Annotated in this window: 15 protein-coding genes and 3 tRNA genes; 13 read left to right on the forward strand and 5 right to left on the reverse strand. The window is 40.9% G+C overall.

Annotated elements, in window-relative coordinates:
- Positions 1 to 138: 138 nt before the first annotated feature.
- From G7B18_RS05980 to G7B18_RS06030, 11 genes are all read left to right on the forward strand, one after another.
- Entirely contained in the window at positions 139 to 888 is a 750-nt protein-coding gene (locus G7B18_RS05980; protein WP_164112639.1) for a UDP-2,3-diacylglucosamine diphosphatase, read from the forward strand.
- Positions 876 to 1,439, forward strand: a complete 564-nt coding sequence (locus G7B18_RS05985) for a Crp/Fnr family transcriptional regulator (protein WP_164122193.1) — start codon at positions 876 to 878, stop codon at positions 1,437 to 1,439. Before G7B18_RS05980 ends, G7B18_RS05985 begins: the two co-directional genes overlap by 13 nt.
- Before the next feature lie 116 nt (positions 1,440 to 1,555).
- On the forward strand, positions 1,556 to 1,885 hold the full coding sequence (locus G7B18_RS05990; protein ID WP_164112637.1) for a DMT family transporter: 330 nt from the start codon (positions 1,556 to 1,558) through the stop codon (positions 1,883 to 1,885).
- 164 nt (positions 1,886 to 2,049) lie between these two features.
- A complete protein-coding gene (gene prfA / locus G7B18_RS05995) occupies positions 2,050 to 3,123 on the forward strand; it encodes a peptide chain release factor 1 (protein ID WP_164112636.1) in 1,074 nt (357 codons plus the stop codon).
- Positions 3,124 to 3,196: 73 nt separating this feature from the next.
- Positions 3,197 to 3,270: transfer RNA gene (locus G7B18_RS06000), tRNA-Asp, on the forward strand.
- A gap of 99 nt (positions 3,271 to 3,369) precedes the next feature.
- Positions 3,370 to 3,443, forward strand: a tRNA-Asp gene (locus tag G7B18_RS06005).
- Positions 3,444 to 3,526: 83 nt separating this feature from the next.
- Positions 3,527 to 3,600, forward strand: a tRNA-Asp gene (locus G7B18_RS06010).
- Between the two features lie 367 nt (positions 3,601 to 3,967).
- Positions 3,968 to 4,564 carry an RNA polymerase sigma factor gene (locus G7B18_RS06015; protein WP_317164258.1) on the forward strand — a complete coding sequence of 199 codons (597 nt, stop codon included), beginning with the start codon at positions 3,968 to 3,970 and terminating at the stop codon, positions 4,562 to 4,564.
- Positions 4,561 to 5,655, forward strand: a complete 1,095-nt coding sequence (locus tag G7B18_RS06020; RefSeq protein WP_164122194.1) for a S1C family serine protease — start codon at positions 4,561 to 4,563, stop codon at positions 5,653 to 5,655. Before G7B18_RS06015 ends, G7B18_RS06020 begins: the two co-directional genes overlap by 4 nt.
- 364 nt (positions 5,656 to 6,019) lie before the next feature.
- The gene (locus tag G7B18_RS06025) at positions 6,020 to 9,421 is read left to right on the forward strand and encodes a SusC/RagA family TonB-linked outer membrane protein (RefSeq protein WP_164122195.1); all 3,402 of its coding nucleotides are present in this window, start codon (positions 6,020 to 6,022) and stop codon (positions 9,419 to 9,421) included.
- A gap of 42 nt (positions 9,422 to 9,463) precedes the next feature.
- Positions 9,464 to 10,834 (forward strand): RagB/SusD family nutrient uptake outer membrane protein, encoded by a 1,371-nt coding sequence (locus tag G7B18_RS06030; protein WP_164122196.1) that lies wholly within the window; start codon positions 9,464 to 9,466, stop codon positions 10,832 to 10,834.
- 71 nt (positions 10,835 to 10,905) lie between these two features.
- Here G7B18_RS06030 and G7B18_RS06035 read toward each other — a convergent pair whose 3' ends face one another.
- The gene (locus G7B18_RS06035; protein ID WP_164122197.1) at positions 10,906 to 11,541 is read right to left on the reverse strand and encodes a peroxiredoxin; all 636 of its coding nucleotides are present in this window, start codon (positions 11,539 to 11,541) and stop codon (positions 10,906 to 10,908) included.
- A 144-nt stretch (positions 11,542 to 11,685) separates the two neighbouring features.
- Here G7B18_RS06035 and G7B18_RS06040 point away from each other — a divergent pair, with 144 nt between their 5' ends.
- Entirely contained in the window at positions 11,686 to 12,822 is a 1,137-nt protein-coding gene (locus G7B18_RS06040; RefSeq protein ID WP_164122198.1) for an acyl-CoA dehydrogenase, read from the forward strand.
- A gap of 15 nt (positions 12,823 to 12,837) precedes the next feature.
- Here the strand turns inward: G7B18_RS06040 and G7B18_RS06045 are convergent, their stop codons facing one another.
- The 3 genes from G7B18_RS06045 to proB all read right to left on the reverse strand — a co-directional run bounded on the left by G7B18_RS06045 (position 12,838) and on the right by proB (position 15,578).
- Complete coding sequence (locus tag G7B18_RS06045; RefSeq protein WP_164112630.1) at positions 12,838 to 13,224, reverse strand: hypothetical protein; 387 nt, start codon at positions 13,222 to 13,224, stop codon at positions 12,838 to 12,840.
- 6 nt (positions 13,225 to 13,230) lie between these two features.
- Positions 13,231 to 14,478: a glutamate-5-semialdehyde dehydrogenase gene (locus G7B18_RS06050; protein ID WP_164122199.1), complete on the reverse strand. Its 1,248-nt coding sequence runs from the start codon at positions 14,476 to 14,478 to the stop codon at positions 13,231 to 13,233.
- A gap of 68 nt (positions 14,479 to 14,546) precedes the next feature.
- Entirely contained in the window at positions 14,547 to 15,578 is a 1,032-nt protein-coding gene (gene proB, locus G7B18_RS06055) for a glutamate 5-kinase (RefSeq protein ID WP_164112628.1), read from the reverse strand.
- Between the two features lie 456 nt (positions 15,579 to 16,034).
- On the opposite strand from proB, the gene G7B18_RS06060 reads away from it, so the two are divergent.
- Complete coding sequence (locus tag G7B18_RS06060; RefSeq protein ID WP_164112627.1) at positions 16,035 to 16,466, forward strand: hypothetical protein; 432 nt, start codon at positions 16,035 to 16,037, stop codon at positions 16,464 to 16,466.
- A 23-nt stretch (positions 16,467 to 16,489) separates the two neighbouring features.
- Here the strand turns inward: G7B18_RS06060 and uvrB are convergent, their stop codons facing one another.
- Complete coding sequence (uvrB, locus tag G7B18_RS06065; RefSeq protein ID WP_164112626.1) at positions 16,490 to 18,520, reverse strand: excinuclease ABC subunit UvrB; 2,031 nt, start codon at positions 18,518 to 18,520, stop codon at positions 16,490 to 16,492.
- Between the last annotated feature and the right edge of the window lie 282 nt (positions 18,521 to 18,802).

Below are 18,802 nucleotides of genomic sequence, written 5' to 3' on the forward strand. Positions count from 1 at the left end.
AATTCTTCCTTTGAAACTTTCATTCTGCATTCAATAAGATCTATAGGTACATGACATTTAATTAGCACATACCAAAGGGAAAGTAACTTCCAATGAATTATTTGTAAAATCAGGGCATTTTGGTAGTTTTACATCGACATGCGAATAGCTAATAAGATATACTTTGCTTCCGATTTCCATTTAGGATCTTATCCTAAAGAGCAGTCGGAACTTCGGGAAAGAGAAATTGTAAGATGGTTTGATCATATCAAGCAAGACGCATCCGAACTTTATCTCGTGGGAGATATCTTCGACTTTTGGTTTGAGTATAGCACGGTCGTTCCAAAAGGATATATCCGTTTTTTAGGTAAACTTGCAGAGTTGGCCGATCTCGGCGTCAAGATCACTTTATTTAAAGGTAATCATGATATGTGGATGTTTGGTTACTTAAAAAAGGAGCTTGGTGCTGTCATCATCGATAATGAACTGGAACTACATTTAAACGGTAAAAAGCTCTATATACATCACGGTGATGGTTTGGGACCTGGGGATAAAAAATATAAAATATTAAAAAGAGTATTCCGTAGTTCCGTTTGTCAATGGCTTTTTGCCCGGCTACATCCAAATCTAGGTATAGGAATTGCCCAAAAATGGTCTAAGCATAGTCGGATTTCTAGCCATACGGACGAACAGTTTTTGGGGGAGGAAAATGAATGGCTTATTCAATATGTGAAGGAAGTTTTAAAGGACAAACATTACGATTACTTTATTTTTGGACATCGTCATTTTCCTTATGAGATCCAAGCGGGTCCTGAGTCAAAGATTATCAATCTAGGGGAATGGATCAATTATTATACCTACGCGGTGTGGGACGGTCAAAATCTTAAATTGGAAAAATGGAATTTGTAGAAGCTATTCAACGTATCTACCCCTTGCCCCAAGAGGATCTTGAGAAGCTAATTGCTATAACGCAACAAACTAAAATAGAGAAAAACGCTACATTAATAGACAAAGATAAAACATCAAAGTATATATATATATTAAAAGAAGGCATCTGCCGGATCTTTTACCCGAAAGAAGAAAAAGAAGCCGTTTTAGATTTCTGTTTTCCAGGAGACGCTATATTATCGCTTAAAAGTTATATCCACGGTACTCCGGGGTACGAGATAGTCGACACTTTAGAAGACTGTGTATTATTCCGACTTCCTATCTCGAAACTTCAGAAATTATACAACAGTTCTCTACCTATTGCAAATTGGGGACGAAAATTAGCTGAACTGGAAACTTTAAAAATCGAACAACGATTAATGCAGACCCTGTTCAAAACGGCTTATGAGCGTTACCAGGATCTTTTGACCAAAGAAGCTAATGTCGTACAACGTATCAAATTGGGATACATCGCTTCCTATCTTGGAGTCACGCAGGTTACGCTATCGCGGATACGCGCGGAGATTAAGTAATTTCCACGCACTTTGGCATCGGAAGCTAGCCTCGTACAAACCCGTAGAATACTTGTTTTTTTAACAAATGTTAAAAAAACATCCTCCAAAACAGTGATTTTTGAGAAAGAAAAAAAATGAACTGGATTTTTTTAATATTAGGTGGTCTCTTTGAAGTAGGCTTTACGACTTGTCTAGGCAAAGCTAAAGAGGCTGCGGGTACATCGTCATTGTTATGGTACGGGGGATTTGTAGTATGTCTATTCCTCAGTATGGGCCTGCTCATTAAAGCTACACAGACATTACCTTTGGGGACCGCCTACGCGGTATGGACCGGTATTGGGGCTGTGGGAACTGTTTTGATGGGAATTATTTTCTTTAAGGAACCTGCTGAATTTTGGAGAATATTCTTCATCTTTACGCTAATCGCTTCGATAATAGGGTTAAAGGTTGTCTCAAGTCATTAATAATTCCTTCTTTTTAAACCATATTTTTCAGTATTTTTGCACATTCTAAAAGGAGGAAAATGTCCTTTTGGCACAAGAACCTTCAATAGTGCCTCATATTATTGGTGCTCAGGGGCTATTATTGCCCTTTTGACGTTGAAGGCAAATACTTATCAGACAGAATTATGTTAGAAAAACTACGAGCGATCAAAGAAAGATGGGAAGAAGTGGAAGCGGAACTGAGCAATCCTGAAACCATCAACGATATGAAACGTTTTGCGAAACTAAACAAGGAATATAAAGACTTGTCAAAAATCGTTGAACAGTATCATATTTACAAAAATATAGTCAGTAACATCGAGACCAATAAGGATATCCTTGTAAATGAGAAAGATCAAGAGTTGAGAGAGATGGCTAAGGAGGAGCAGGACATCTTACTGGATCAAAAGGAAGAGAAAGAAGAAGAAATCCGTCTTATGCTAATTCCTAAGGACCCTGAAGACAGTAAAAATGCGATTATAGAGATCCGAGGTGGCGCAGGCGGTGATGAAGCAGCTTTATTTGCGGGAGATCTTTACCGTATGTATACACGCTACTTCGAAACCAAAGGTTGGCGCAATGAAGTTATGGATGTGACTGAAGGTACTTCTGGCGGTTATAAAGAAGTAATACTTAAAGTTATTGGAGATGATGTATACGGTCAGCTAAAATATGAATCGGGCGTACACCGTGTACAGCGTGTTCCGGACACAGAAACTCAAGGACGTGTACATACATCAGCGGCTTCGGTAGCCGTTCTCCCGGAAGCGGAAGAAGTTGACGTGGAGATCAACCCTGGTGATGTAGAGATGCACACTTCCCGTTCCGGTGGTGCAGGAGGACAAAATGTCAATAAAGTAGAAACAAAGGTGCAATTGACGCACAAACCTACAGGAATTGTGGTGGTATGTCAGGTAGAACGTTCGCAATTAGCAAACCGAGAATTGGCCATGGAGATGCTTCGTACGAAACTTTATGAGATCGAATTGAACAAAAAGAACGGAGATATCGCCGCCAAAAGAAAAACGCTGGTCTCTACAGGTGATCGTTCGGCAAAAATACGTACTTATAATTATCCGCAAGGTCGCGTTACCGAACATAGAATTGGATTGACAATGTACAATCTACCATCTATTATGGACGGTGATATTCAGGGAATTATAGACGCGTTACAGTTTGCTGAAAATGCCGAAAAGATGAAGGAAGGCGCTGTAGAGTAAGTTTTTTTCAAAAAAAATTAGGAAATAAATAAATAAGCGCTATATTTGCACACCTTCTCACAAGAAGGGTTGAGGTCTGGTAGTTCAGCTGGTTAGAATACATGCCTGTCACGCATGGGGTCGCGGGTTCGAGTCCCGTCCAGACCGCAAAAAAACAAAGAAAAGAATAGTCTTTTCAAACGTTCTTAAAAATAGTAAAAAGATTTTAGTCTGATTATTTAAGATAATTTTAGGCGAAGAAAAAAAGGTCTGGTAGTTCAGCTGGTTAGAATACATGCCTGTCACGCATGGGGTCGCGGGTTCGAGTCCCGTCCAGACCGCTTTTTAAATCTTCTCCTAAATTAAAAGCTCTCGATTTGAGTTCAATGGTCTAAATATCTTTCAACAACAATTAAAATTCTTAGGTCTGGTAGTTCAGCTGGTTAGAATACATGCCTGTCACGCATGGGGTCGCGGGTTCGAGTCCCGTCCAGACCGCTTAAGAAAAACACAAAAGGTATCCCTATAGGATGCCTTTTGTTGTTTATAGCAACGGTTGTCTCTCCCTTTTCCTATCGCAAGACTTTAACTATATTCATACTTTGAATACACTTTTTACAATCGACATCGTATACTTAAATAACAAGTTATTCGTTAACAAGTCTATAACATATTTTTTAGATCCAACATTAGTTTTTAATCAAAAATACTATTAGGTTTGGTTGAGGTTTATTGAAAGGGCCTCTATTGAAGCACCAAGAAGCTTGTTGCATCAGGATAAAACAACGGGAAACTAGAAGAGCATACTTTTCTTAATTAAATTCGTTCCCCAAGGGTTACTATTTGAATTTTAAGGTATTAATTAGTGAGTAAAATAAGACAAATACTTCCACTTCCAACTGAGGCTTCAGATCAGGAAATTATAGATGGGGTATCCAAAGGAGATAGCAGGGCTATCAATAAGATTTATAAATCTTATTTTCCTTCGGTCTCACATATGATAATTAGCAATAACGGCTCTGAGGATGAAGCAAAAGATATCTTTCAAGAGGCAGTGATGGTATTGTATAATAAGATTACTCAACAAAAGTTTGAGTTAAGCAGTAAGCTTGGGACTTTTTTGTATGCGGTATGTAGAAGGTTGTGGCTAAAACAACTCACACGTAAAGGTAATACGGCTAATACATCGGACATTTCTGATTTCGAAGATATTTTGCATATAGAGGAAGATATCGAGAAACACGATGAGATAGAGAGCAGATTTGAACAGATGAATATCGCTTTATCAGAATTAGGAGAACCTTGTCGAACCCTGTTGAAAGATTTCTATATTGCCAACATGTCTATGCAAGATATCCGCGACAAATTTGGATATACCAGCGCAGATAATGCAAAGACACAGAAGTACAAGTGTCTGCAACGACTCAAAAAAATATTTTTTAATTCAACTCTTGAAAAATGAGTATGCAGCGACATAATTTTATAGACTGGGCAGATCAGTATTTACGAGGGGAGCTTGTACAGGACGATGCTATAGCTTTTGAAAATTTCTGTACATCAAACCCTGAATATGCTGAGCTATTTGAACAACACAAAAATTTTGTTCAGGACTGGCAAAAAACAGAATTGCGCAATGCCTTTCAACAAGCATTGATTGTAGAGGGCGATAAATTCAAACAGGAAAAAAATAACTCCGTACGGGGTAAAGTAGCTTCGCTATGGAGTAAGCTACAACTCAATGCTGGCGTAGCAGCAGCTGTAGCATTGGTATCTGTTTTTTCTACCTTATGGATCACGGGATACTTCACGAGTATACAGAAGGCCAACACAGATTATAGCGCACTACGTCGTGAAATGAATTCTGTTAAGAAAAATGTGAACGAACAGAATAAAGCTATTCAGAATATTAACAACGACAAGAACAAGAGCGCGTCGGCCATTCATTTCGGAGCGACAGGTTTTATGTTGACCAGAGATGGGTATGTGGTGACGAACTACCATGTTGTTAATGGCGCAGATTCAATTCATCTACAAAATGTAAAAGGCCAAGCCTATAGAGCACAGATCGTGTATACCGATGCACAAAAAGATCTCGCCATCCTACATATAGATGATGTAAATTTCAAAAACTTAAAAAATATACCTTATACATTTAAAAAACAGAGTTCAGAATTAGGCGAGGATATTTTCACTTTAGGATTTCCTAGGGACGAAGCGGTATACGGTCAAGGTTATTTAAGTTCAAACACAGGATATGCGGGTGACACCATAGCTTACCAAATCTCTATTCCCGTCAACCCAGGGAATAGCGGTGGTCCTGTGTTAGATAACCAAGGTAATATCATTGGTATCATTTCCGGTAAACAAAAAGGGATCGATGGGGCTGCTTTTGCCATTAAGACAAAAGAGCTTGTCGAGACACTCAATAAAATTCCAGCAGAATCATTAAAGGGCAACATCCTACTAAATAGCAAAAATACATTATCTGCTCTACCGAGAACAGAACAAATAAAAAAGCTACAAGACTATATTTACATTGTTAAAGTCTTTTAGTTAAACGTTTTTTCAATAAATCTGGGTTAAATTATTTCAACGAGGTAGTTTTTCTTGAAAAGATTTAATCGTAAAACAGGCCTCCTATAGAGGCCTGTTTCTTTTCAACGCCATTCCTCTTCTCAATTGCCATTAAAAAGCCGAGGCACAACTCGCTCAAAAATTTTGAGCTGATTTCAAAAAAAGACATCGTTAAACAACAAATCCTATTTACGAGCGTTTCATTGTATATACAACTTAATGTGTAACAAGAATGATATACTAAGAAACATGATTGTTAAATTAGCTATCCATCCGCTCCGTAACTCCCTTTTTGCTGGCCTCCAAAGGCTCCCTGCAAAATATTTATATAATTTTTTAACTTATGATGCTCAATTTTTATCGCGTATTTCTTTTAGTATGTACACTTATCATTTCTTATCATCAAGCAAACGCTGCCCCTCCCCCATTTCCTTCCCTTTCCGCGATTGATTCGATATCCATTTCCGGAAATGTTACCGACACATCTGAAATCTTTCTAGAACGTGTGGTTATTTTGGAAAAAGGTACTTCCAACTCTGTTGTATCTGACAGCGACGGTAAATTTAAAATATCGGCAAACCCCAATGGCGTACTGATTTTCATAAAATCAGGCTTTGCAGAATCCGAAGTCCACATCAACAATCAAAAACAGGTGAACGTCAAGCTTTCCATTGAAAAAGCAGATTCCTTACAGGAGATAGGAGATACAACAACCACGATTCCTACAAGGGATACCGTCAAAGCTGTGCCTGTAAAAGACCCCGACACCACAACAACCCAGGGTATAATCACGGGAGTGGTCAACGGCCCTTCTGGTCCGATAGCGGGTGTCTCCGTAAATGTAGAAGGCACTAAAACAACGGTCTTAACGGATGAATCCGGAAAATTCAGAATTGCAGCCAATGCTAAAAACAGGTTGCGTTTTTCCTCTATTGGCTACAAAGCGATCAGCCAAACAGTGGGCGCTAGAAATGTTGTTCAGGTTGTCTTAACAACCGAAACCAATACTATCGAATCGGTACAGGTTATTTCTGTCGGGTATGGTACCATGAAACGTACTACGCTACCTACTGCAGTCTCTAGTATCGGAGCTAAAGACATTGAAGACGAAATCCTCCCCAGTATCACACAAGCCATACAGGGCAAAGCAGGGGGCGTACAGGTGACCCAGAAGTCAGGATCACCAGGAGGAGGAGTAAGCATCCGTGTGCGCGGTACCACGTCTATAAACGCGAGCTCCGACCCCTTGTACGTCGTTGATGGTATCCCAGTCAATAGCACAACTAATTTTACAGGCGGATCCACATTTGATTTTGGCGGAGGAACGCAGGGTATTAATGTACTCGCATCTATAAATCCCTCGGATGTGCAATCTATAGAAATATTAAAAGATGCGGCTTCTTCTTCTATTTATGGTTCTAGAGCTGCAAATGGCGTGGTCTTAATTACAACAAAGAAAGGCACTTCTGGACACAGTCAATTTAACTTCAACATGTATGAAGGTTTCTCGCAGGTACCAAGAGAACGATACTATGATTTAATGAGTACGGAGCAGTATCAGGATTATATGCGGGACTATTACCGTATCCGACTTGAATTGGGTATTGATACGAATAAAGCGCCTGCGCAAATATTTGCCAACCCTGGCGTCAACACCAATTGGCAAGACGCTATATTCAGAAATGCGGCAATTAGAAACTATGAATTATCAGCCAGTGGCGGCAGTGAAAAGACCCGCTATTATACGTCTATTGGCTACATGAAGCAAGGTGGTGTACTTCTCGGGTCCGACTTCAATCGATTGAGCGGACGTCTTAATCTCGATCATCAGCACAGCGAAAAGCTTCGATTTTCGACCGCAATCAACCTCACCCGGGCCGTAAATCAACGTGTACAGGAAGAAAATTCTAAAGAAGGTGCTACCAAAGTTGGCATTTTCTCTCCTCCGAACCTCTCAGTCTTCGACGAACAAGGAAATTATGTGTACGATCAGGTACGTGTGACGCGGGAAAATCCGGCAGCAATGCTGCAATTACCAACCAATGAGGCACAGACTTTTCGGATATTGGCGAATGCTAGTGCCGAATATAACGTCGTCCCTGAGTTATTATTAAAAACAAGCTTTGGTACAGACGTTAGCTTCATCGATGAGACATTTTTTATGCCTCCTAGTGGGTTACGCTCTTATGTGAGCCAAGGAGGGATCGGTGCTCGCCGTAATACGAGAGATCAGCTCTGGATCAATGAAACCACACTTACATACGACAAGGTTTTTGGCGATCATAGTATAAACGCACTTGCAGGCTTCTCATTCCAAGAATCACGCCTCGATTTTGTCCATGCACAACGTTCCAATTTTCCGAGCAATGATATCCCCTATATCACAGCTGGTGGTGTGATTAATGGTGCAAACTCTTTTCCTGAAGAATGGGCCATTGCTTCTGGATTTGCACGCGCAACGTATATCTACAAAGACAAATACATCTTAAATGCTAATATTCGTACGGACGGCTCATCTCGCTTTGGTAGGGACAACCGCTGGGCTATATTCCCCTCTTTTGCAGGTGCGTGGCGCATCAAACAAGAGGGTTTTATGCAGGACTCCAAGTTGTTCAGTGATTTAAAGCTTAGAGCTAGCTGGGGTATTACGGGCAATCAAAACATCGGAAACTATGCTAGTCGCTCGCTGTATTCTGGAGGAAACAATTATATGGGGACACCTGGTTTTCTACCCAATATTTTGGGTGATCAGGGATTGAAGTGGGAAACTACACAACAATGGAATATCGGTGTGGATGCAGGCTTTTTAAACGATCGTATCTCCCTTTTGGCCGACTATTACCACAAGAAGACATCTGACCTTTTAATAGGCCTGCCTATTTTGGGCAGTTCGGGTTACAGCACCCGATTCACTAACTCGGGAGAGATAGAAAATAAAGGCTTTGAATTTGAGTTAACGACAAAAAATCTCGTGGGCGATTTTCAATGGTCAACTTCCCTTAATATGACCTTCAACCGAAATAAGGTACTGGCCTTACCCAATGGACTTACTGAAATGCGTGGTGGTGTCGGAGATCTGAATCGTGCCCGACCGGGAGAGCCGCTGGGTGTATTTTATGGTTGGCGATCCATGGGTGTAAACCCACAGACGGGAATGATCGATTACTTAGGGGCTGACGGGTCTATGGTACTACCGAAAGATTATTCAGATCATGTAATTATCGGCGATCCCAACCCCGATTTCTTCGGTGGTATTACCAATAATTTTCTATATAAAAACTTTGACTTGAGTATACTGGGACAATTTAGCTACGGTAATGATATCTTCAACTATAATCTTGCCTCGGGTTTAGAAGGTTTCAATCCCAGTTCAAACCAACTGGTTGACTTTGTAGACAGATGGCAAAAACCCGGAGATATTACCGATGTGCCGAGGCCGGCCCCAGGTGATCTAAACAACGGAGCCATATCCTCCCGGTTCATTGAAGATGGTTCTTTTTTTAGAATCCGGAATATTACGTTAGGCTATACCATACCTTCCATACTATCGGAAAAATTAAAAATAAAAAAACTCCGTTGGTATACTACCGTTCAAAATGCTTTTGTGTTCACAAAATATAGAGGTTATGATCCGGAAGTGAGTTCTAACCATGGTGGAGCTAATACGGGATTAATTTATGGTTATGATTACGGTAGTTATCCACAACCACGGATTTTTACGACAGGATTTAACTTAACATTTTAAGAAGAGCTGCTTTCATCAGCAACAAACATCAAATTTATACAGATGAATAAAAACAACATACTCTTATTATTCTTGGCGACAATTATCGGATTGACAACTTCCTGTAATAATTTTTTAGATCGTGCCCCCTTGGGGCAGGTAGCTCAAGAAGGATACTTTAACTCCGAAACCAACGCCAATGCTGCCTTAATGGGAATGTACCGTAGTATGATGAATTCGTTTTCATACGGTCAATCGACCATAATTGTTCCCGAATTCTCAGCCGGACACGTCAGACACGCTGCTGCATACCCCGAATATGAAAATTTTGGTGTACATCAGGTACAGACGATCAACCCTTGGGTCGCAAATATGTGGAAAGCACTATATACTACTATAAACTCATCCAACCAAATCATTGAAGAAGTACCTAACATGACTTCGGCGATGATCACCGATCAAAAGAAAAACATCTTTATTGGAGAAGCTAAATTTATACGTGCTTTTAACTACTTTTTTCTCGTTCGAGCTTTTGGACGTATCCCTTTAAAGCTAGCTTATACCCGCGAAAATAGCACATTGGCTATTGCACAATCGGAAAAAGAAGCGGTATATACACAGATTATCAAAGATTTGACTGAGGCAGCTGATCTCCTTCCTAAAGAAAATCCCTATACCGGCGATGCAGGTAGAGGTCGCGCTTCACACTGGGCCGCAAAAGCATTGTTGGCAAAAGTCTATCTCTATCAAGCAGCGTTCACTGCTGATTATAAACCTGCTGTAGACTTATCCGAGGAGGTTATTTCTTCCGGGAAATACAGTTTAGCATCCGATTTTTCAAGTATATGGACTACACAGAACACCAGCGAGGCGATCTTTGAAATACAATTTAATGATCAAGTTACGAATCCGTTAGCGGCTGTATCCAATGATAACGCCACTGTGTTATTCTTTGTAAAAGACACTACATTACTAGATCTGTACGAACAGGAAGATAAGCGAAAAGCATTTTCCATAAAAAAGGGAAGTAAAAACAACTACTTTATGGGAAAATTCCCCAACTTCTCTCCGGCGAGTCAAAATGTCACTGCACTTCGTCTAGCGGAACTCTTGCTTATCCATGCAGAAGCAAGGGCAAGAATCGATAATAGCGTGAGTCAGACTGCTTACAGTTCGCTGAAAAAAGTACAAGACAGAGCCGGTATTATATCATCCGTTGATACTTACCAAAATCTAACGGATTTTATCATTGCCGTACAGGAGGAAAAGGAAAGAGAACTATTGTTTGAAGGAGAAACTTGGTTTGACTATTGTCGGACAAAACTAGCACTGCAGAAATACAGCAGCCTCAAAAGTGAAACCCATTTCCTATACCCAATCCCGGCATCGGAAATAGGATTTGGTGATGGGCTGTCTCAAAATCCTGGCTATTAATAGCTGCCTAAAACGATAAAAGTCCTTTCTGCTCTTACGGAAAGGACTTTTACTTTTAAATTACCCTGTAATTATTTATTCGGCTGAGGCGTAACACGTAAGTAGGGCTTAATTTCCGTAAAACCTTTTGGAAATTTAGAAGGGATGTCTTCTGTCTTAATGGCAGGAACCACAATCACGTCTTCACCATCCTTCCAATCTGCGGGAGTCGCTACAGAATAGTCTGCGGTGAGCTGCAACGAATCGATAACGCGGAGGATCTCGTAAAAGTTACGACCTGTTGAAGCAGGATAAGTGAGTGTGAGTTTTATTTTTCTATCCGGTCCAATCACAAACACAGATCTTACCGTAAATGTTGTGGAGGCATTCGGATGGATCATATCGTATAACTCAGCGACTTTCCGGTCTTTGTCCGCAATAATCGGAAAATCAACAGTTGTGTTCTGTGTTTCATTGATATCCTTTATCCACTCGAGGTGATCCTCAACACCATCTACACTTAAGGCTAAGACCTTAACGTTGCGCTTTTCGAATTCGGCTTTTAACTGCGCTGTACGCCCTAATTCGGTTGTACAAACTGGCGTAAAGTCGGATGGGTGTGAATATAATACCACCCAGCTACCTTTTGTATAATCGTAGAAATCGATATTCCCTATCGATGTTTGCACCTGAAAATTTGGTGCATCGTCTCCTAATCTTAAACTCATAGTTGTAAATATTTAATACGCTATATATACTACTAATATAGTAGTCTTTATTGAGTCCGCAAAATAATTAAATATTTTTAACAAACTTACTATGCAAGCATAATAAAAATAGTTATATTTGATTTAACCAACAGACAGTATATCATGCATTTCGAACTTTCTGAAGAACATAAAATGATCCGCAGCGCTGCTCGTGAATTTGCACAAGAACTAAAAAACGGCGTAATACAACGGGATGAAGAAGCACAATTTCCTTATGAATTTGTAAAAAAAATGGGAGATCTGGGCTTTATGGGCATCATGACTTCTGCGGCATACGGCGGTGCTGGCATGGACACGTTGGCTTATGTACTGGCACTGGAAGAAATTGCCAAAATTGATGCTTCTACCGCAGTCATCATGTCTGCACACAATTCTCTGGTCTTATGGGGCCTTGAGACCTATGGAACAGAAGAACAGAAGCAAAAGTATCTTATACCTCTTGCTAAAGGTGAAAAGCTCGGTGCATTCGCATTATCGGAGCCTGAAGCGGGATCAGACGCTTCATCACAACATACGACCGCAACAGATCAGGGGGACCACTATCTCTTGAATGGAACAAAGAACTGGATCACGAATGGAGGAAATGCAGATATCTATCTAGTGATCGCCCAAACACACCCTGAATTGGGACATAAGGGCATCAACGTGCTAATTCTAGAAAAGGGAAGTAAGGGTTTTACGATCGGACCCAAAGAAAATAAAATGGGAATCCGAAGTTCGGATACACATTCTCTTTTATTTTCTGACGTAGTGGTACCAAAGGAAAATCGAATTGGTGAAGACGGCTTTGGGTTTAAATTTGCAATGAAAACATTGGACGGTGGTCGAATTGGGATTGCTGCACAGGCACTCGGAATTGCAGCCGGTGCCTATGATCTAGCCTTGGCCTACGCCCAAGAAAGGAAGACCTTTGGTACGCCTATTGCAAACCATCAAGCTATACAATTTAAACTTGCCGATATGGAAGTGGATATCGAAGCTGCGCGCTTGCTGACATACCGTGCAGCATGGACAAAAGACCAACAAAGACCCTATGGTAAAGAGGCTGCTATTGCGAAGCTTCACGCATCTGAGGTAGCGATGAAACATACTGTTGAAGCGGTGCAAATACATGGTGGCTATGGTTATGTAAAGGAATATCATGTGGAACGTCTGATGCGCGATGCTAAAATTACACAGATCTATGAGGGTACCTCTGAGATACAACGTTTGGTAATCGCTAGAGATATCTTACGATAAGAGCAAACCCGGCTGCTAGTTCAGGTGTTTTTTAATTTCATTCAAAAATCCGTAATCTTCAAATGAAAAGCTTCCAGTACAGCGCATATAATGTTCAAATAAAATTTTAGCTTTTGACAGCTGACTGTTATCCTTATGGATCAATCCGTCGTACATCAATAACTGTGCTAAGGGTCTCACCTGCTCTTGATCCAGCTGCATACTGTAATCGATAATTTCCTCCTCGCTGAGCGCAACAAAATAGGCCCGATCATGCCGGAAGAACTCTTCATATCCTTTCGCTATATCTACAGAAGGCGTCCCCTCTTCTAATCCTTTCCATTGTCTCACCACCAGACGAAGAAACTTCCCCATCTCGTTTATCCAGCTTAAAATCGTATCTTTTTCGTATCGAATTCCCATACCTGACTATCTAATCTGACCATCGCCGGTGACAAACCACTTTTCTGTCACCAACTTTTCTAAAGCAAATGGGCCACGTGCATGGAGTTTCTGTGTAGAAATTCCTATTTCCGCTCCAAGTCCAAACTCGCCTCCATCGGTAAAACGGGTTGAAGCATTGGAATATACTGCTGCGGCATCCACCAAGTTCATAAATGTCGTTATTTTATCTGAATTTGTAGAAACAATGCACTCTGAATGTTTGGAGGAATATGCGGCAATGTGTACTAAGGCTTCATCGAGCCCCGTAACAGTTTTGATAGTGCATTTCAAATCGAGAAATTCCCGCCCAAAATCGGTTTCCTTTGCCTTTTGCAGATAGGGATAATCTTCTTCCGAAAATAGCGTATATAGTTCATCTGCGGCAAATACTTCGACGTTGGCTTCTTTCAGCAATGGAATAAGCTTGGTGATAAAGTCTTTAGAAACGTTATTGTCTACTAAAACAGTATCCAGCGCATTACAGACCGATGGCCGTGAAATCTTGGCGTTGGCAACAATTTTAGCGGCCATATCCAGATCTGCAGACGATTCAACATAAGTATGACATACACCTGCACCCGTCTCGATAACAGGGACCTTAGCATGTTGACGTACGAAATCGATCAAAGACTGCGATCCTCGTGGTATTATAATATCTACATATGCTGTAGCACTAAGCAACTCGTGCATCAATGCCCGATCAGTAGGCAGCAATTGTACGATATTAGGCTCCACTCCATGATTGGATAATACTTGCTGAACAAGACCTACTAAATAGCTATTGGTATGCCATGCATCGCTCCCGCCCCGCAATATACAGACATTGCCCGACTGTATACACAAGGTAGCCACATCAATGGTTACATTGGGTCTAGACTCATAAATTACACCGACAACTCCCAGGGCTACTGTTTTCTTCTCGATCAATAAACCATTGGGTAGTACCTTCGTACTGAGTAACTGACCGGTAGGGTCTCCAAGTTCACTGATTCCTTGCACACTGTCCGCCAAACCCTCGATTCGCTCAAGTGTTAGCTTCAGTCGATCAAATTTCGGATCTGCTTCATCCATCTTTGCGAGATCCAGTTTATTCTGTGACTGGATAGCTTTACTGTTCGCTCTTAAAAGACGCGCAATATCAATTAATATTCGCTTTTTATCTTCTACTACTAAGCTGTTGATACTTATTTTTGCCCTGCGGCTATTTGCAAGTTGTTGGTGGATGCTTTTCATTTTTCTACTTTTTAAAATCGGTACTTTCTACAATAGGATGCCTATCGTTCCACATTGCGCTTTGTTCCTTATAAAAGCACGATGTCATCGGCATGTGCTATCGCCATATTTTTTTTAGCAGGAGTCGTCTTTAATGTAGATGAGTCAACCTTTGCTTTAGCGACAGCGTGGACTATCCCCACTGTGTCTGCGATCTGAAACACCTCGCCTACTACAAATTCTTCGACAATCTGTATCACTCCTACTGCCAAAAGGCTTTTTCTTGTCCGTATAGCTTCCAGCGCACCTTGGTCGACACGTACCATCCCTACGATTAAGCTTCCGCTGGCTAACCATTTATTGCGGGAAGAGACCTTTTTCTTTTGCGGCAAACAAACTGTTCCAGTCTCTCCTGCAATTGCTTTTAATATACCATCCGTCGTCTGCATACTAAAAATCACTGCTTTTATCCCCATTTGCGTAGCTAATCGTGCAAAATTGAGTTTGGAAGTCATCCCTCCAAGTCCTACACCTGTCTTCTCTTTTCGCGCCAATGCCAGTGCATCTTTGTCTACGATTTCGATTACAGGAATAACATTGCCTTGACTATCCAATACTCCGGGTACTGATGTGCTGAACAGCAACTGTTCGGCATCGAAACCTGCTGCTATTAACGTAGCAAGTTCGTCATTGTCCGAAAATTTCAATTCTTTATTACTTACCACATCATTCTCATTGGCTATAGGGATAACGTTGCTTTTCCAAAGGGTCTCGTATGTACTTTTCAATTGTAAAAATTGACTTCGATTGGAAAAATGATGCCGCTCACAGAGACTTTGTGCCAATGCAATCCGGAAAGGTTTAAAATAAATGGAATAAGTACGGATAAGTAAGGGATTACCAATGGCTGCTGCTGCCTTGCGTTGTGCTAGACTTCCTGTATATTTTGGGATAAACCGTTTACCGGCTGCTACCGCTCCCGAAGAGACGAGCACAATATTATATTTTGATTGTAGGACAGCACATTGTCGAGCGATCTCCAACACAATCCGTTCATCAATTTCACCGTCTGTTGTGATAGATGCTGATCCAAACTTAATAACCAAAACTGGCTTTTTCATTGACTTATATTTTGGTAACTTCTTAAAAAATCTATACATAGGAGAAGGCAATTCACTATTGCCATTTCTTAAATAAAATAAAGATTTTGTTTAAAAAAACATAAACTTATGTATTTAAAAATTAAAATACAATAAAAAAAAGACAAATATGTAATATACTGTCTGTACAAAAAAGGGTATTTAAGTCTTAATTTATACACAATCTTTCCACATCGCAAAAAGGGGAACATAAATTGTGCTACAAAACTCACGGGGACAAGTTAAGGGCCTTCAAAAGACAAACGCTCCGTCAACTGACGGATCACAAAGTAATTATTCAAATATGAAATACTCATGTCTTGTGAAGCACAAACCCCATGAGTCCGCCAACTGGCGGATGACGGAAGAGAAACAAACCGAGTGAAACGAGTTCATTGATAACAATGCGAACAGACACTCATCAATAATTATTCACATATGAAAACACCTCTGTTATTATTTTTTCTTTTAGCGCTTACTTTGGGAAGCTGCCAGTCATCGAAAGTAACATCTTCAAACCATACTACCGATAGTCTAACTCGTATTGGCGGGGATAAAGACAAGCACGGATGCCGCCGCTCTGCAGGCTATACCTGGTCTCAACTGCGGAGCGGCTGCATTAGGCCATTTGAGGAAGGGATAGCGCTACATACCCTAAATACTTCCGGTGCTTATCAAACTGCTGCTTATGTTGTAGTGGACAGTATCAAAAAACAAGCTGAGATATTTGTGCCCGAGGAGCATAACAGCATATTATTGACACAGAAAGAAGCTAAAAATTACTCTAATGGTAAGTTTCATCTAACGCAAGATTCAAATGGCTGGACCTTGCGTCTCAATGCGACTCCGCTTTACCGGGAGCAAAAATAGAAGTTAACGATTTGGATACCTTTTTATCCAAATCGTTCTTCATATGATTTCTCCAAGGCAAACATTTCATCCCGCAACTTTGCTGCTTCTAAGAAATCCATCTCTTTAGCAGCTTTGTCCATACGTTTGCGAACAGTTTCGATAGCTTTTTTAAGATCTTTTTCGCTCATATAGGCTATTAAAGGATCTGCAGCAACACTACTCGCCACATCAGACTCAATGTAAGGTTTTTGTTCTATCCCTTTGAAGTCTGCAACGGAAGTCTGCTCCAATATTTCTTCACGTGTCTTTCCTACTGTGCGCGGGGTGATGCCATGCTCGGTATTATAAGCGATCTGCTTCTCTCTTCGCCGATTTGTTTCATCAATAGTAATTCGCATACTGTCCGTCACCTTATCGGCGTACATAATGACACGGCCTTTGTCATTACGTGCTGCTCTACCGATAGTCTGTATCAACGAACGTACCGACCTCAGGAATCCTTCTTTATCTGCATCCAGTATCGCGACCAAAGTCACTTCAGGGAGATCAAGCCCTTCACGTAATAAATTGACTCCTACCAGTACATCAAATTCTCCTAAACGCAAACCTCGCAGTATCTCTACCCGTTCCAAGGTTTTAACTTCCGAATGTATGTACCGTACTTTGATGTTCAACCGGGTCATGTATTTGGTCAATTCTTCGGCCATACGCTTCGTTAAGGTAGTCGCCAACACACGACCTCCGTCCTTAATAGCTTTGTCCACTTGCTCCAAGAAGTCATCCACCTGGTTTATGGCAGGTCGTACTTCAATTAAAGGATCAAGGAGCCCAGTGGGCCTAATGACCTGCTCGACCACAACACCTTCGGTCTGTTGTAACTCATAGTCACCAGGAGTAGCGGACACATAGATCGTTTGATTGGTTAATGATTCAAATTCAGGAAAATTTAAAGGTCTATTATCCAATGCTGCTGGCAAACGGAAACCGTGTTCAACAAGTGCGATCTTCCGCGATCTATCTCCGCCATACATAGCGCGTAATTGAGGTAGCGTAACATGACTCTCATCGATAACTAACAAATAATCTTCGGGGAAATAATCCAACAGGCAGAATGGACGCATTCCAGGTTCTCTTCCATCAAAAAAACGGGAGTAATTTTCTATTCCTGAACAATAGCCCAGTTCGCGCATCATTTCCAGGTCGTAATTCACCCGCTCTTCTAAACGTTTTGCCTCGAGCATCCGGCCCTCTTCTTCTAGTTGTGATTTACGCTGTACCAACTCTTCCTGTATGGCCCAGATGGACTGTGTAAATTTTTCTTTGGGTGTAACAAATAGATTTGCCGGAAAAAGTGAAAGGGTTTCATGCTTCACCAAAGTCTTTCCGCTGACAGGATCTATTTCGCTCAACTCATCAATCTCATCACCGAAGAATGACACCCTATAGGCATTATCTAAATAAGCTGGATAAATATCTACCGTATCTCCTTTTACCCGGAAAGTACCTCTTTTAAAATCAGTGGTAGTCCTTGCGTATAATATCTCTACAAGCTTATGCAGGAATGCGTTTCTAGAAATAGTCGTACCTACACCGAACCTGAAAATTGATCTCGAAAAATCTTCCGGATTACCCATACCATAGATACAGGATACCGAAGAAACTATGATAACGTCGCTCCTACCGGACATCAGTGCAGAAGTACTGGCCAGCCGCAGCTTTTCAATCTCCTCATTGATCGCTAAATCCTTTTCAATATAGGTATTAGTAGAAGCAATAAAAGCCTCGGGTTGATAGTAATCGTAGTAAGAAACAAAATAGTTCACTGAGTTTTCCGGAAAAAACTGCTTGAACTCACCATAGAGCTGTGCTGCCAGTGTTTTATTATGGCTTAATATCAGCGTAGGCTTTTGTGTCTGTTGAATAACATTAGCTACTGTAAAAGTCTTACCAGACCCTGTAACACCTAGCAGCGTCTGATAGGGCTCGCCTTGTGTTACGCCTTGAACCAGCTCCTTAATAGCTTGCGGTTGATCTCCAGTAGGATAATATTCTGACGTAAGTTGAAATTTCATATGTATATAATTTGCTTTTTTAGGCCATATGGAATATCCAAACTATATTATGCACGACTTTATTACTGTTGGTTGGCATGCTGCCCCGCGGTCATTCGTGTTTGTGCAGCCCGTACTACATGGATATTTCATATGTGAATAAATTGACTTTTAATGGTCATCCGCCAACTGGCGAATCCAAAGTACTTCCATCGGTGTTTGTACAGTCTGTACTACATGGATATTTCATTTAGCTCCTTGTTATGTAAAAATACCAAATCTCAAGCTGCTTTCCCAGTAGTC

It is taken from the genome of Sphingobacterium sp. xlx-130, assembly GCF_011007405.1.
Classification (GTDB): domain Bacteria; phylum Bacteroidota; class Bacteroidia; order Sphingobacteriales; family Sphingobacteriaceae; genus Sphingobacterium; species Sphingobacterium luzhongxinii.

What these genes read in the sequence shown, in the direction of transcription:
- G7B18_RS05980 (WP_164112639.1), top strand. Translation starts at nt 139, where the DNA reads ATGCGAATAGCTAATAAGATATACTTTGCTTCCGATTTCCATTTAGGA.
- G7B18_RS05985 (WP_164122193.1), top strand. Translation starts at nt 876, where the DNA reads ATGGAATTTGTAGAAGCTATTCAACGTATCTACCCCTTGCCCCAAGAG.
- G7B18_RS05990 (WP_164112637.1), top strand. Translation starts at nt 1,556, where the DNA reads ATGAACTGGATTTTTTTAATATTAGGTGGTCTCTTTGAAGTAGGCTTT.
- prfA (WP_164112636.1), top strand. Translation starts at nt 2,050, where the DNA reads ATGTTAGAAAAACTACGAGCGATCAAAGAAAGATGGGAAGAAGTGGAA.
- G7B18_RS06020 (WP_164122194.1), top strand. Translation starts at nt 4,561, where the DNA reads ATGAGTATGCAGCGACATAATTTTATAGACTGGGCAGATCAGTATTTA.
- G7B18_RS06025 (WP_164122195.1), top strand. Translation starts at nt 6,020, where the DNA reads ATGATGCTCAATTTTTATCGCGTATTTCTTTTAGTATGTACACTTATC.
- G7B18_RS06030 (WP_164122196.1), top strand. Translation starts at nt 9,464, where the DNA reads ATGAATAAAAACAACATACTCTTATTATTCTTGGCGACAATTATCGGA.
- G7B18_RS06035 (WP_164122197.1), bottom strand. Translation starts at nt 11,541, where the DNA reads ATGAGTTTAAGATTAGGAGACGATGCACCAAATTTTCAGGTGCAAACA.
- G7B18_RS06040 (WP_164122198.1), top strand. Translation starts at nt 11,686, where the DNA reads ATGCATTTCGAACTTTCTGAAGAACATAAAATGATCCGCAGCGCTGCT.
- G7B18_RS06045 (WP_164112630.1), bottom strand. Translation starts at nt 13,224, where the DNA reads ATGGGAATTCGATACGAAAAAGATACGATTTTAAGCTGGATAAACGAG.
- G7B18_RS06050 (WP_164122199.1), bottom strand. Translation starts at nt 14,478, where the DNA reads ATGAAAAGCATCCACCAACAACTTGCAAATAGCCGCAGGGCAAAAATA.
- proB (WP_164112628.1), bottom strand. Translation starts at nt 15,578, where the DNA reads ATGAAAAAGCCAGTTTTGGTTATTAAGTTTGGATCAGCATCTATCACA.
- G7B18_RS06060 (WP_164112627.1), top strand. Translation starts at nt 16,035, where the DNA reads ATGAAAACACCTCTGTTATTATTTTTTCTTTTAGCGCTTACTTTGGGA.
- uvrB (WP_164112626.1), bottom strand. Translation starts at nt 18,520, where the DNA reads ATGAAATTTCAACTTACGTCAGAATATTATCCTACTGGAGATCAACCG.